We start from the raw sequence: 13,538 nt of genomic DNA, 5'->3' as shown, positions 1-13,538 counted from the left end.
CTCCTTGGTGGACCCCGATCGGGGCCGTTCAGTCAGGCTGCATTTCTGGCAAGCAGGCGATCCGGCGTCGGCTCCAGCAGCACGCCGTAGAGATCGGGGCGCCGGTCGCGGAACACGCCCCAGCTGCGCCTTGCCGCCGCGATCTCGTCGAGGTCGAGCGCTGCCGTGATCACGCTGTCGGAGACGCGGTCGGCCTCGGCGAGCTTGGCGCCGGTGTGATCGGCAATAAAGGACGAGCCGTAGAAGACGATCTCGTTTGCTTCACCGGTCTCGACGCCGACCCGGTTGGCGGCGATGACCGGGGTCAAATTGGCGCCGGCATGGCCCTGCATGACGCGTTGCCAATGGTCGCGCGAATCCCAGCCGCGAAACGATGGCTCCGAGCCGATGGCCGTCGGGTAGATCAGCACCTCGGCGCCCATCAGCACCATGGAGCGGGCTGCCTCGGGAAACCACTGGTCCCAGCAGATGCCGGCGCCGATCTTGCCGGCGGCGGTTTCGAAGACGCGGAAGCCGGTGTCGCCATCGGCGAAGTAAAGCTTTTCGGAATAGCCCGGACTGTTCGGAATATGGCTCTTGCGGTAGTGGCCAAGCACCTTGCCGTCGGCGTCGATCATGACCAGCGTGTTGTACCGTCGCGAGCCGTCGCGCTCGAACAGCGAAACCGGCAGGACGACGCCGGTTTCGCGCGCCAGCGCCGCCATCCGAGTGATGGTCCTGTGGCCGTCGAGGGGGAGGGCACGGACATTGTGCCTGACATCCTCGTCCATGCAGAAGTAGACGCCTTCGAACAGCTCCTGCAGTACGATGAGCCCGGCGCCGCGCCGTGCGGCTTCGCGGACATGACGCTCCAGCCTGTCGAGGTTGCTCTCGACCTCATCGGTGCAAGCGATCTGGACAGCGGCAGCAATCAACTGGCGCATGGTTCACCTCACAAGGGCTGCTGTTGGGTGACGCAATGGATGCCGCCGCCATTTTCGTAGATGCGGTCCATGTCGAGCTGGACGATGCGGCGGTCCGGGTGCAGCCGGCCAAGCGTTTCCTTCGCCAAAGCATCGGCCTTGCTGTCGCCGAATTGCGGCGTGTAGAGCGCGCCGTTGCCGATGTAGTAGTTGGCATAGCTGGTCAAAAAATCGTCGCTGGTTGGGCGCACATCGGTGGCGGCGGGGATGGACACCACTTCGAAGCCGCGCCCGCGTGCGTCCCTGGCCTTCGCCAGGATGGCAAGTGCTTCGGCGTGGGAGCGGCCCCACTCGGAGGTGTCGCCGGCCACACTGCTGGCGACGAGCAGGCCCGGTTTGACGAAGCGCAGCGAGCCGTCGATGTGCCCGTCGGTGATGTCGAGGCCGCGCACACCCGGGATCCAAATCACCGTTTCGACGCCGAGGATCGACTTCAGATGCCGTTCGATGTCGGCGCGCGAGACGCCCGGATTGCGGTTGTCGTTGACCCAGCAGCTTTCGGCCAAAAGCAAGGTTCCGTCGCCGTCATATTCTATGCCGCCGCCTTCGCCGCGGATCGCGGCAATATGGCGGATCACGCCGAGATGCTCAGCAACCTTGCCGGCGATTCCGGCATCGCTGGCATGCGCCTGCTTGTCGCCCCAGCCATTGAAACGGAAGTCGACGGCAACAACGGCGCCGTCCTCGGCACGCAAGAACACCGGGCCGGAATCGCGCATCCACATGTCGTCGGTGGCGATGTCGACGAGCTCGACCTTTGGCCCGCACAGCCTTGCCGCCAGTTGATGTTCGGATGCTGCAGCGGCCATTGCCACCGGCTCGTTCTGAGCAATCGCCGCGGCCAGCCGGCCCAGTGTTTCCTGCACGCTCTCGTAATAGGCGCCCGGTCCGCCATAGACCGCCGGCGTGCTCGGCCAGGCCATCCAGGTCCTGGCATGCGGCTCGCTCTCGGACGGCACGGTGACCTTCCAGTCTTCGGCCCTGGCTTTCTTGATCGCGATCTCAGGCATGAGTGCCCACCCCGCTGCTGCTATGATGGCGTGACGTCGTGTCCATGATGTCCTCACACCGGCTGTTCCTGGGTGATGCAGTGGATGGCGCCGCCCGCCGGCACGACGGCGCCGACATCGACGGTAACGATGCGGCGGTCCGGGAAGGCGCGGGCCACTGCTGCCACGGCTTCCTCGCCGGACGGACGCCCGAAGCTAGGCATGACGACGCCGCCATTGGCGAGCGCGAAATTGATGTAGGAGCGTGCGAACACAGCACTTGTCGCCTCGACGTCATAGGCCTCGGGAATGGGGATAACCTCGAAACTGCGGCCGCGCGCGTCGGTCTGGCCGGCAAGGGCGGCAAGATTGTCGGCAAGGATGCGGCCATGCAGGTCGGACGGATCGGGATTGAATTCGAACATCACCACGCCGGGCTTGACGAAGCAGCACATGCCGTCGACATGGCCGTCGGTCTCCAGATCCAGCGGATCGCCGGGAAGCCACACCACCTTTTCCAGGCCGAGCATGCGCAACAATTCCTTCTCCACCCAGGCCTTGGAGATGCCGGGATTGCGGTTGGAATGGAGCAGGCTGGTTTCGGTCGCGATCAGCGTGCCTTGACCGTCGGTGGTCAGCGAGCCGCCTTCGCAATGCAGGAAGGAACGCAGGATGTGGGCTTCTTCCCGCGCGAGCAGCCGTTCGGCCAGCGCGTTGTCCTGGTCATAGGGCTCATGCTTTCGGCCCCAGGCGTTGAAGCGCCACGACACGCCGGCCAGGCCGCCATCGGCCAGCTTCAGGAAGGTCGGGCCGGAATCGCGGATCCAGCAATCGTCGATCGGAATTTCGACCACCTCGATGCCATTGCCAAGCTGGGCGCGGGCGCCGCCGGCATGGTCGGGATGCGCCACCATGGTGACCGGCTCGAACTCAGCGATGGAATGGGCGACATCGGCATAGGCCTTTTGCACGGCAGGGAGCGTGTCGCCATACATGTCGTGCCGGTGCGGCCAGGCCATCCATGTCCTGGCATGCGGCTCGAACTCCGCCGGACGGCGGATCTTCAAATGCTGCGCCGGCCATTCGATGGCGTTCATCAAACTCTCCATTCATGTATCGAACTCATTGTTAATCGGCATCGGCCGCCGTACAACTGAGAAGGGTTCCTGCTTTCAGTGAATGGAATTCATGAATGGTAAAGTTTCGGCACATTCCGCCGACGCAGTTCCTGAAAGGGTTCGAAGCGGCATCGCGCCTGGAAAGCTTCAGCCGCGCCGCCGAGGAACTCGGCCTCTCCCAGTCGGCGATCAGCCACCAGATGCGCCTGCTCGAAGGTCATATCGGCCAGCCTTTGTTCATGCGCTTCGGCCGCGAGGTGCGGCTGACCGATGCCGGCCGCGACTATCAGCGCACCGTGCGCCGCTGCCTCGACCTTCTGGAGGAGGGGTACCGGCGGCTGGAGCCCTACCGAAAGCCCGGCAGCGTCGTGATCTACGCGCCGCGCGATTTCAGCCGACGCTGGCTGCTCAGTCGCTTGCCGGCGTTGCGCGCGGCGGTGCCGGCCTGCGAGCCATGGCTGGATACCAGTGGCGCGCCTGTCGATTTCGAAACCATGGAACTCGACCTCGCCATCGTCTACGCCGATGCGCCGCCGGAAGGCTGCGAAAGCCTGCTGATCGCCAGGGATTTTCTGTCTCCCGTCGCAACAAGAGATCTGGCCAGCACGCTCCACACACCCGCCGGCCTGCTCGGCGTTCCGCTCATCCATGACGAGCGCCCGACCGGCTGGGCGGACTGGCTGCGCAGCGCCGGCGTGGAGCCGAACGGCACCTGGCACGGCAGCAATTTCAGCGACAGCGACTTGGCGCTCGCCGCCGCCGAGCACGGCCAGGGCGTGGCGCTGGGTAGCCTGTTTTTGGCGGTGCCGGCGCTTGCTTCAGGGGCGCTCGTGCAGCCATTCGAGCAGGTCTTGGACACCGGTCGCGGATGGTACGCAATTTCCACGCAGGATCGGCTTCGGGATGTCGATGTGCGGGGAACGTGGGAGTGGTTGCGCGGGCAGGCGCAGACGGCCTCGCTCGCTGCATCGTGACAGGCCGAAGGTTGCGGAACCGGGTCACAAGGTGCGAGTTTGGCGGCACGATTTTTTCGCCAGGATGCCACCATGCCCATACGCCAGATTGTGTTTTGCTCGGCAGCGATCGTCATTGCCGCTACAAATTTCGCCGACGCCCGGCCTGACACGCGCAAAATGACGTGCGCGCAGACCCAGGCGCTGATCCAGAGTCAGCATGCCGCTGTGCTGTCCACCGGACCAAACACCTATGACCGCTATGTCCGCCAATTCGGCAATGAGTGTGATGCTCCTGCCGTGCCGAAGGCTAGGTATGTGCCGGCCAGTGACGGCCAGTGCAGGGTTTATCGGTGCGAAGAGGCGTCGCCACTGGTTCCGAACTGATCGGAGCCGCCAGTGCCTGCTGGGCCTTGTCGTTGACAAGGCAGAGATCAACAGCACGATCAGGAAGCCGTTCCGGACGCCCACCACCGATAGCCAAATCAGCATCGACGAGCGGGTGAAACGCGTCGCGCCGAGCGCGTCAACCCCAGCTCGAACCAACGGGTTGCATAACACTTGCTATCCGTGCATTCGCTCAGCGCTCTGCGCCGCTACTGACCAATATGCGACGCGACCGACATCATCGCCTCAGAGTTCGGGTGGGCGCCCAACCCGCCATCGAAAACCTCGGAGAACGTCCAGCGAACGACGCCGTTGCGGTCGAGCAGGAACTGGCCCATGAGCTGGCCCACGCCGGTCGCCATCATTTGCTGGTCCGCTTCAGTGATGTCGTAATTGTCTTTTTTGTTCAGATATTCGAGCGTGGCAAACGGATCCATCGGCTCAGGCATTTCGCCCGGCACGTTGAGCCGCATCGCCTTCAGATCGTTCACTGAGACCTTATGCGGCAATGCGCTCTCGCCCTCAGTTATTTGCATATTGGGCAATCCAAAGGCGCGGTGCGAAACGCGCTCCGGATCGGATGCAGCAAGCAAACCAACCATGGGATGGTACCGGAGATAAAGGCGCGCCCGCTCGATGGGCGTGTTCACCACCGTGAGGCTTTCGATGCCCTTTGCGTTAAGGGCTGGTGTGAGCAGCGAAACCGTCGCGATATGACGCCCGCAAAACGGACAATGCAGACCTCGATACAGCCCAACCAGCACTGGCTTCTCGCCGCGGAAATCGTCGATAGCTACCTTGCCCTCGCGAGTAATCGCGTCGAGTACGAAATTGGGCGCTCGTTCGCCCGGTTGCAGAGGACCTACGTCGGCGCGGTCGGACATGCTTGATCCTCCTCGCGGGTCAATCCAGTAAGGGAAGCGCGGCGGTGCATTATAGCACAGAAATGGCGGACGTTGGGGCGCTACCTTAGTGTCGGCACTTTCCGATTGATTTCCGGGCAGTGGCCTATCTTCGCACCTCGTCCGTCGCCAACGTTGGGGCCGACAAAGACAGCGAGAGGCGCGCCAGGCGAGGCGATCGGGGCGTTTGCCGGTTCAAACGGCTATGAGATCGTCGAAGGCTATTGCGACGCGGCGGTGAGCGGTGCCGACGGGATTACAGCGCGTCCTGGTTTTTCCGCAATGTTGGAGCGGCTGCTGTCCAATGGCGTGCGCACCATTCTCGTCGAGACTGCCTCCCGCTTTGCCCGCGACCTGCTTGCAGAGTTGCAACAGGAAGTCGCAGAGCTCGCAACGCGGACACCGCTCAGTTCGCGCTGGTAACCTACTGCGCCCGCCCCCCGCTTGGTCTGCGGCGGGGGCAGGGGCTGGCTTGCGGGCCTCTTAACCTAGGCGGCGCGCCGTTGGGGGATTTGGAGACCCGGACGGGCTCGACGAGGGTCGACGGCGGTCACAATGGTATGGTGGTGATCGCAGTAGACACGATCCGGCGAAGTTGCCCCTGCACAAAAACGGTAGCCGCCAGGTACTGACGGGTCTTCGCTCACCGGGAAGCGGCACTGATGGACGCCGAGCTGAATGAGGGGAACGTCTCTCGGAGTTAGTCTGACTTTTTCGGGCATGGTTTTCAGGTTCCTTGGTTCATAGCCATTGCTGGCTGACAGCCGCAGTGCGACCCGTCGGGCGAGCTTCTCTCGATTTGGAGGGCTTTGGATCACCATATGGTGCTCGTCGTACCGTCAATGAAGCCCGACGCCCGGTTTTTGAAGCCAATAGTTTGCGACTTAAGGCCACACCTGCGCCGACGCGGAGGTGCATTTCGGGTCCCTTATCGGGTCCGCAGACATTAGGTCACAATCAAGTCGTTGAAAGAACTGGTACGCCCAAGGGGAATCGAACCCCTGTTACCGCCGTGAAAGGGCGGTGTCCTAACCGCTAGACGATGGGCGCGCTCAGACGAAGCGGCTTATAATTGCGTTGTTGCCAACCGGCAACCCATCAGCAGCCAGATGCAACAACTTTTTTCAGGAGGGGCGAAAACTGCCGTTTCGTTGAGCCAGCGCGGCTTTCTAGGCTCCGACGATCGCGCATCTCCGGAGATTAGCCTGAACGCTCCTCACGGTCGTCATCCACGGGCGAAGCAAGTAGCATAGCGACGCAGACCCGAGAATCCATGCCGCCACGTCAAGGCGCAGCTGCGGTGCAGATTCTGCTCCGCTGCACTTCCTGGCAAATGTAACGGCATGGATCCTTGGGTCTGCGCGCCGCTTCGCGTCGCTACGCCCAAGGATGACGAAGTCGCGGGTGCCTCGGCCAATCTCGAACGTTGTTGATAGCCGGAAGGAACAATGTTGTTGATAGCTGGCCGGAAGGAAACGACGAGCTGCCGACAGTCCGTCTGCCGTTTGGAGAGGGTTACCCCCGCCGGCGGCAGCGCCAGTTCCAGTCGCGCTCGGGGCCGACGTCGACGTGGACGGATTCGGTGTGGCAGTAGGTGCCGACGCCGCCGCGGCCGGGCATGGTCCTGATGTAGCTCGCCAGCTCCCATTTGGAGACGCCAGGAACCTGGATGTCGGCGGCGGCGCAATACATGTGCAGCGAGTTCTTGGCGCCGTTGGCGCGGCGGTTGCGGGCCGGGTCGCGGTAGCCGGAGGTGACCATCATCTTGCGGCCGTAGTGGCCTTCAATCGTCTTCAGCACGCGCACCAGCGATGGCTTCAGGCAGGCGACGTCGACGCTTTCGTTCTGCTTCAAGAGGCCGTTGGGTGCCAGCCGGGCGAGGCCGGCGGCCGACGCCACCTGATAGCTGCCACCCGAGCCTTCGTCCTCGTTCAAATCGACGTCGCTTTCATCGTCGATGCCGGATTTGCGCTTGATCTCGAACAGCGCCGTCTGGCGCACGCCGGGCAGCGCATCGCTGCCGGTGATGTGGTTGCTGCTGTCGTCGCCGAGCGAGGCCAACTGCACCGGCTTGTCGGCCGAACTGGCCGAGGCCAGCGTGACGATCGGCTTTGCCGGCGCTGCCTTGGGCTGGGCCGCAACCGCAGGCTGTTCGCCCGAGCGGGAGTTGATCAGTGGAGTAGGTGCAGCCGAGGCTGGTGCCGTGCTGAACAGCGAAGCGAGAAAGCCCTTCTTCGGCGCATCGACCTGCTGAGGAGCGGCGGCCGTCACATAGACCTCGTTGGTCGCAGGGGCTGCGGCGGTCGGTTTCGGCGCGGTCACGCCAGCATCGGCGGCGGCAATCTTCTGTGCCACGGCGTCCGTTGCGGCCGCGGTCTGCGCCGGCTGCTGCAGTGCCTGCGGCGTCTGGCGGACGATGGTTTCGGCGCCGGCGGGAACAGTGACTGGGAAGCTGGTGCCGGGCTTGGCCACCGGCACATAGGCGACCTGCTCGGGCAGCGTCGCATCGCCCGCCGCCGTCATCATCATCTGCGGACCTGTCGATGTGACCTGCACGGTCGAATCGCCTGGCGCCGCAGGGCTGGTGCCTGAAGCCGCGGCGATGTCAGAAGCGGTGGCGTTGTAGCCGGGCATGCCGACCGACATTGTCGGGTCGCCGGCCGAGGTGCAGGACGCCAGAAGCACGGAGAAAAGCGCTGCCGCTATGGTGCGACCCTCTCTCCCCGCGAGACGCGATCCTACTGATTTCAAAACTAAATTCCCCCTCGGTGTCCGGTCGGCCTGCTATTGGTGCGGCGTCGAAGCGTTCACGTCCAATAACCTTGTGTTCCCAAACCGGAAACGAGACTTGTGTCAATTCTGCAAGCCTCTGAATTAATCGCTCGTTGGAGGCGAATTGAGGCTACTTGATGGTTGACGACACCATTTCGCCCCGTTTTGCCGGCCCGTCAACTCACCAGACATTACATTCCGTTACACACAGGCACCTGCAAAAGGTGCCGGCCGTTACACTCGCACCTTGACATAGGTGCCGGGGGCATCTCCCAGGGTTTTCATATGCTTGCCCGGTTTGCGGGCCGGAACGAGGGTGTCTTCCTGGGTCTCGATCCAGTGCTGCCAGTGCGTCCACCAGGAGCCGGGATGCTCCACTGCATTAGCGAACCATTGGCCAAAATCGCCCACCGGCTTGCCGCCGGTCCAGTACTGGTACTTCTTGGCTGCCGGCGGATTGACGACACCGGCGATGTGGCCGGAGCCGGCCATCACATACTCGACGTCGCCGCCGAAGTATTGCGAGCCGAGGAACACGGACAGCGCCGGCGCGATGTGATCTTCCTTCGACGCCAGATTGTAGACCGGGATGGTGACGTCGGCCAGCGACACAATGCGGCCGGCGAGCTGCATCACGCCGCGCGTCAGATTGTTCTCGAGATAGCAGTTGCGCAGATAGAAGGAATGGTTGGCCGCCGCCATGCGGGTGGAATCGGCGTTCCAGTAGAGCAGATCGAAGGGCAGGGGATCCTTGCCGCGCATGTAATTGTTGATGACATAGGGCCAGATCAGGTCGCCCGAGCGCAGCATGTTGAAGGCTGTCGCCATCTTGGTGCCGTCGAGATAGCCCTTCTCATTCATCGACTTCTCGACCGCCGCCACCTGGTCCTCGTCGACGAACACTTTCAGGTCACCGGCATGGGTGAAGTCGACCTGCGTGGTGAAGAAGGTCGCCGACTTGATGCGGTTGTCGCCTTCCTGCGCCAAGAGCGCGAGGGCTGCCGCCAAAAGCGTGCCGCCGACGCAGTAGCCGATGGCGTTGACCTCCTTCTCGCCGGTCGCCTTCTCGATCGTATCGAGGCCGTATTGCAGGCCTTCCCGGATATAGGCCTCCCAACCCTTGGCGCCGTGGCGCTCGTCGGGGTTGATCCAGGAAATGACGAAGACGGTGTGGCCCTGCTCGATCGCCCAGCGGATGAAGGATTTCTGCGGGTTGAGATCGAGGATGTAGTATTTGTTGATCCATGGCGGGCAGATCAGCAGCGGGCGCTTGAGCACGGTCTCGGTCGTCGGATCGTACTGGATGATCTCGGCGACATCGCTGCGCCCGACCACCTTGCCGGGTGACATGGCAACGTTCTTGCCGATCTCGAAGGGCGAATAGTCGGCCTGTCTCAGTTTCAGGTCGCCCTTGCCGGCGGCGATGTCCTCGGCCAGCATCTTCATGCCGCGCACCAGGTTTTCACCATTCGAGGCGACGGTTTCGCGAAACAGCTCCGGATTGGTCAGGATGAAGTTCGACGGCGAGATGGCGTTGGACACCTGCTTGACGTAGAAGCTCGCCTTGTGGCGAGTGTGGTCGTCGAGGCCTTCGGCGTGCTCGACCAGGTCAGCCGCCCAGCGCGAGGTGACGAGATAGGCCTGTTTGAGAAAATCGAAGAAAGCATTGCGGCCCCATTCGGGGTCTTGAAAACGTTTGTCGCCGCGCTCGGGCTTGACCGCATCGTCGGGCGCCTCGGCATTCGGACTGATGCGCTGGATGGCGTTGCCCCAGACGGTCATGTAGCCGGCGAACAGCCGCGTCTGCGCTTCGAGCGCGCGCTGCGGATCGGCCAGCCAGTATTCGCTGAGCTTGGAGAAGGTTTTGACCATGTCGACCACGGGCTCGGCGACGTGATCGCGCACCTCGCCCTTTTCGCGCGGCTCGGCCCAGGCGGAGGCCGCCTTGCCGGCCTGTTCGACCATGCGCGCCATGTTCAACGCGAAGCGTTCCGGGTCTTTCACCAGATATTGCTCGACGGTCGAAGATTGATCATCTTCCGCTTTGCTCGAATCAGGTGTTTTGGACATGGCTCGCGGGGTTCCTCCCGAGGCGTTTTCTTGACATATTATCATGGGACATCTGACCGGGTCCAATGCGCTGTACCCCGGCTGCCAGGAAAACAATATGACGATTAACACCGGCAAGACCATTTTTTCGGGGGCAGGCCGCTTTTGCCGCATCGCTGTTGCGACAGCTTTTCTGGCGCCAGGGCTGTTGGCAGCAGGCGGCTGCACGAGCGCCAACACCGGCAACGGGATGAATACCGGCCTGACCCAGGGCCCGCAGGACACCGGCTCCTATCCCAATCTCAACATCCCGCCGCAGGTGGCGGCAAAGCAGCTCACCCCTGAGGAGACCCAGGCCAAGCTTGCCCAGTTGAAGGGCGAACAGCAGGCGCAGGCGGGCAAGGGCGGCGGCGGTGTCCCTTCCACCAGCCCGGCGGCCCTGAACTCGCTGGCGAAGAACCATGGCAAGGACACGCTGAAGCAGATCGAGGCCAAATGCGATCCCGCCCTCGACCCTACCTGCAAATAGAGCTATATGGCGCGCCGAAAGCCGCCTTTGCCAAAGGCGCTTAGCCAAAGCCAATTCTAATCGTCTGGAACTGACATGGAAGAATTTCACAAGGTCCGCCGGCTTCCGCCTTACGTGTTCGAGCAGGTCAACCGGCTGAAGGCCAGTGCCCGTTCGCGCGGCGCCGACATTATCGACCTTGGCATGGGCAATCCTGACCTGCCGACGCCGAAGGCGATCGTCGACAAATTGTGCGAAGTGGTGCGCGATCCGCGCACGCATCGCTATTCCTCCTCGCGCGGCATTCCCGGCCTGCGCCGCGCCCAGGCCGCCTACTATCAGCGCCGCTTCGGCGTGAAGCTCAATCCCGACACGCAAGTTGTGGCCACGCTCGGTTCGAAGGAAGGCTTCGCCAACATGGCGCAGGCGATCACCGCGCCCGGCGACGTGATCCTGTGCCCCAACCCGACCTATCCGATCCACGCTTTCGGCTTCATCATGTCGGGTGGCGTCATCCGCTCACTGCAGGTCGAGCCGGATGACGGCTTCATTCCGGCGCTCGAGCGCGGTGTCCGCCATTCGATCCCGAAGCCGCTGGCGCTGATCCTCAACTATCCGTCGAACCCGACGGCGCTGGTCGCCTCGCTCGATTTCTACAAGGACGTCGTGGCCTTCGCCAAGAAGAACGACATCATCATTCTGTCGGACCTTGCCTATTCGGAGATCTATTTCGACGGCAATCCGCCGCCTTCGGTGCTGCAGGTGCCGGGCGCCATCGATGTCTGTGTCGAGTTCACCTCGATGTCGAAGACCTTCTCCATGCCGGGCTGGCGGATGGGCTTTGCCGTCGGCAATGAGCGGCTGATCTCGGCGCTGACCCGGGTCAAGTCCTATCTCGACTACGGCGCCTTCACGCCGATCCAGGTCGCGGCGGCACACGCGCTCAATGGCGACGGCGCCGACATCGCCGAAGTGCGCGAGGTCTATCTGAAGCGCCGCGACGTCATGGTCGACGCCTTCAGCCGCGCCGGCTGGACCATTCCCGCACCGGCGGCCTCGATGTTCGCCTGGGCGCCGATCCCGGAACCGTTCAAGCACCTCGGCTCGCTTGAGTTTTCCAAGCTCCTGATCGAGCACGCCGACGTGGCGGTGGCGCCTGGCATTGGCTTCGGCGAGCATGGCGACGATCACGTGCGCATCGCACTGGTCGAGAACGAGCACCGGATCCGGCAGGCGGCACGCAACATCAAGCGCTTCCTGGCGTCCAGCGCCAAGCAGCCGAACAATGTGGTGCCGCTCGCCGCGCACCGCTAGAGCGGTTCACCGTTTCACAGAAACGGCGATCTGCTCTAACTCATTGTTTTTGACGCAATTCCGGACGGAAAACCGTTTCACACTTTTCCTGGAATTGCTCTAAGGTCGCCGCACATCTTATTTGAGCAGTTTTGAGGGGCGTCGCCGGATATGGCTGAAGCGTTGCGTGTTGGAATTGCGGGTCTCGGTACCGTCGGCGCTTCGGTGGCGCGCGTGTTGCGCGACAAGGCGGCCGAGCTGACGCGCCAGTGCGGTCGGGACGTCGTCGTCACTGCCGTTTCGGCCCGCGATGCCAAGCGCGATCGCGGCGTTGACCTCACCGCCGCCAAATGGTTCGACGATCCGGTCAAGATGGCGCAGACCGCCGACATCGACGTCTTTGTCGAACTGATAGGCGGCGATGAAGGGCCTGCGCGCTCGTCGGTCAAGGCAGCGCTTGAGGCCGGTCGCCATGTCGTCACTGCCAACAAGGCGCTGCTAGCCAAGCACGGCGTAGCACTTGCCGAAATCGCCGAGAAGAAGGGCGTGCTGCTCAACTACGAGGCGGCGGTGGCCGGCGGTATTCCGGTCATCAAGACGATGCGCGAGGCGATGGCCGGCAATTCGGTCACCCGCGTCTTCGGCATCCTCAACGGCACCTGCAACTACATACTGACCCGCATGGAGGCCGAGGGCATCTCGTTCGACGAGTGCCTGAAGGACGCGCAGCGGCTGGGCTATGCCGAGGCCGACCCGACCTTCGACATCGAGGGCCATGACACCGCGCACAAACTGTCGATCCTGACCAGCCTGGCCTTCGGCACGAAAATCGCCGCCAACGATATCTACATGGAAGGCATTTCCAACATCAGCCAGGCCGACATCCGCGCTGCCGGCGACCTCGGCTACCGGATAAAACTGCTTGGCGTCGCGCAGCGCACCGACAGCGGCATCGAGCAGCGCGTGCACCCGACCATGGTGCCGACGGCCTCGGTCATCGCGCAGGTGCATGGCGTCACCAACGCGGTCGCCATCGAAACCGACATTCTGGGCGAACTTCTGCTCTCCGGCCCCGGCGCCGGTGGCAACGCCACCGCGTCCGCCGTGGTCGGCGACATCGCCGACATCGCCAAGAGCCGGCCGGGCTTCCAGCACGGTCCGGTGTTCGGCCTGCCTGCGAAGGAATTGCGCCCCTACAAGAAGGCGCAGATGCGCAGCCATGCCGGCGGCTATTTCATCCGGCTGACCGTGCATGACCGCATTGGCGTCTTTGCCGCGATCGCCAAGCGCATGGCCGACAACGATATTTCGCTGGAATCGATCGTCCAGCACGCGGCCGGGCCGGAAACCGATGCGCAGAAGACGGTCATCCTGGTCACCCACGAGACCACGGAAGCTGCCGTGCGCAAGGCCGTCGACGGCATCACCAAGGACGGTCATCTCACCGACAAGCCGCAGGTCATCCGCATCGAGCGGGCGGGGTAAGGAAAGTCATCTTTCTTCTTTAATCGATTGATATTGCTTCGATTTCGAAAAATTGACGCGGCAAGTCTTGCCCTTGTCATGGAGCTTTGACACAAGAAGCGCGCCCCTCGCGGACGCGGG

At 63.1% G+C, this 13,538-nt stretch carries 13 protein-coding genes and 1 tRNA gene; 6 read left to right on the top strand and 8 right to left on the bottom strand.

Annotated features, from left to right (window positions below):
- Nucleotides 1–32 precede the first annotated feature (32 nt).
- The 3 genes from aguB to AC1DZ8_RS19030 are packed head-to-tail and all read right to left on the bottom strand — an operon-like array spanning nt 33 to nt 3,048.
- Nucleotides 33–923, bottom strand: a complete 891-nt coding sequence (gene aguB / locus AC1DZ8_RS19040; protein ID WP_477308305.1) for an N-carbamoylputrescine amidase — start codon at nt 921–923, stop codon at nt 33–35.
- Nucleotides 924–931: 8 nt separating this feature from the next.
- Nucleotides 932–1,972 carry an agmatine deiminase family protein gene (locus tag AC1DZ8_RS19035; RefSeq protein WP_477308307.1) on the bottom strand — a complete coding sequence of 347 codons (1,041 nt, stop codon included), beginning with the start codon at nt 1,970–1,972 and terminating at the stop codon, nt 932–934.
- Nucleotides 1,973–2,025: 53 nt separating this feature from the next.
- On the bottom strand, nt 2,026–3,048 hold the full coding sequence (locus AC1DZ8_RS19030; protein WP_477308309.1) for an agmatine deiminase family protein: 1,023 nt from the start codon (nt 3,046–3,048) through the stop codon (nt 2,026–2,028).
- A gap of 95 nt (nt 3,049–3,143) precedes the next feature.
- On the opposite strand from AC1DZ8_RS19030, the gene AC1DZ8_RS19025 reads away from it, so the two are divergent.
- Both AC1DZ8_RS19025 and AC1DZ8_RS19020 read left to right on the top strand, forming a co-directional pair.
- The gene (locus AC1DZ8_RS19025; RefSeq protein WP_477308311.1) at nt 3,144–4,043 is read left to right on the top strand and encodes a LysR substrate-binding domain-containing protein; all 900 of its coding nucleotides are present in this window, start codon (nt 3,144–3,146) and stop codon (nt 4,041–4,043) included.
- A gap of 72 nt (nt 4,044–4,115) precedes the next feature.
- Entirely contained in the window at nt 4,116–4,409 is a 294-nt protein-coding gene (locus AC1DZ8_RS19020; RefSeq protein WP_477308313.1) for a hypothetical protein, read from the top strand.
- A gap of 209 nt (nt 4,410–4,618) precedes the next feature.
- Here AC1DZ8_RS19020 and AC1DZ8_RS19015 read toward each other — a convergent pair whose 3' ends face one another.
- A complete protein-coding gene (locus AC1DZ8_RS19015; RefSeq protein WP_477308315.1) occupies nt 4,619–5,293 on the bottom strand; it encodes a peroxiredoxin-like family protein in 675 nt (224 codons plus the stop codon).
- Between the two features lie 153 nt (nt 5,294–5,446).
- Here AC1DZ8_RS19015 and AC1DZ8_RS19010 point away from each other — a divergent pair, with 153 nt between their 5' ends.
- Complete coding sequence (locus AC1DZ8_RS19010; protein ID WP_477401425.1) at nt 5,447–5,734, top strand: recombinase family protein; 288 nt, start codon at nt 5,447–5,449, stop codon at nt 5,732–5,734.
- Nucleotides 5,735–5,799: 65 nt separating this feature from the next.
- Here AC1DZ8_RS19010 and AC1DZ8_RS19005 read toward each other — a convergent pair whose 3' ends face one another.
- From AC1DZ8_RS19005 to phaC, 4 genes are all read right to left on the bottom strand, one after another.
- Entirely contained in the window at nt 5,800–6,132 is a 333-nt protein-coding gene (locus tag AC1DZ8_RS19005; RefSeq protein WP_477308319.1) for a GcrA family cell cycle regulator, read from the bottom strand.
- A 154-nt stretch (nt 6,133–6,286) separates the two neighbouring features.
- A tRNA-Glu gene (locus tag AC1DZ8_RS19000) sits at nt 6,287–6,361 on the bottom strand.
- Between the two features lie 465 nt (nt 6,362–6,826).
- Nucleotides 6,827–7,957: a YcbK family protein gene (locus AC1DZ8_RS18995; RefSeq protein ID WP_477401532.1), complete on the bottom strand. Its 1,131-nt coding sequence runs from the start codon at nt 7,955–7,957 to the stop codon at nt 6,827–6,829.
- 360 nt (nt 7,958–8,317) lie between these two features.
- Nucleotides 8,318–10,153, bottom strand: a complete 1,836-nt coding sequence (gene phaC, locus AC1DZ8_RS18990; RefSeq protein ID WP_477308321.1) for a class I poly(R)-hydroxyalkanoic acid synthase — start codon at nt 10,151–10,153, stop codon at nt 8,318–8,320.
- Between the two features lie 97 nt (nt 10,154–10,250).
- Here phaC and AC1DZ8_RS18985 point away from each other — a divergent pair, with 97 nt between their 5' ends.
- The 3 genes from AC1DZ8_RS18985 (at nt 10,251) to AC1DZ8_RS18975 (ending at nt 13,418) form a co-directional block, all read left to right on the top strand.
- The gene (locus AC1DZ8_RS18985; RefSeq protein WP_477401423.1) at nt 10,251–10,661 is read left to right on the top strand and encodes a hypothetical protein; all 411 of its coding nucleotides are present in this window, start codon (nt 10,251–10,253) and stop codon (nt 10,659–10,661) included.
- A gap of 75 nt (nt 10,662–10,736) precedes the next feature.
- Nucleotides 10,737–11,954 carry an LL-diaminopimelate aminotransferase gene (locus AC1DZ8_RS18980; RefSeq protein WP_023681615.1) on the top strand — a complete coding sequence of 406 codons (1,218 nt, stop codon included), beginning with the start codon at nt 10,737–10,739 and terminating at the stop codon, nt 11,952–11,954.
- Between the two features lie 150 nt (nt 11,955–12,104).
- Nucleotides 12,105–13,418: a homoserine dehydrogenase gene (locus AC1DZ8_RS18975; RefSeq protein ID WP_477308325.1), complete on the top strand. Its 1,314-nt coding sequence runs from the start codon at nt 12,105–12,107 to the stop codon at nt 13,416–13,418.
- Nucleotides 13,419–13,538 lie beyond the last annotated feature (120 nt).

This window comes from Mesorhizobium sp. P2_F7, assembly GCF_056403695.1.
Note: the sequence above shows the minus strand (reverse complement) of the source record. Positions and strands in the feature narration are given on the sequence as shown.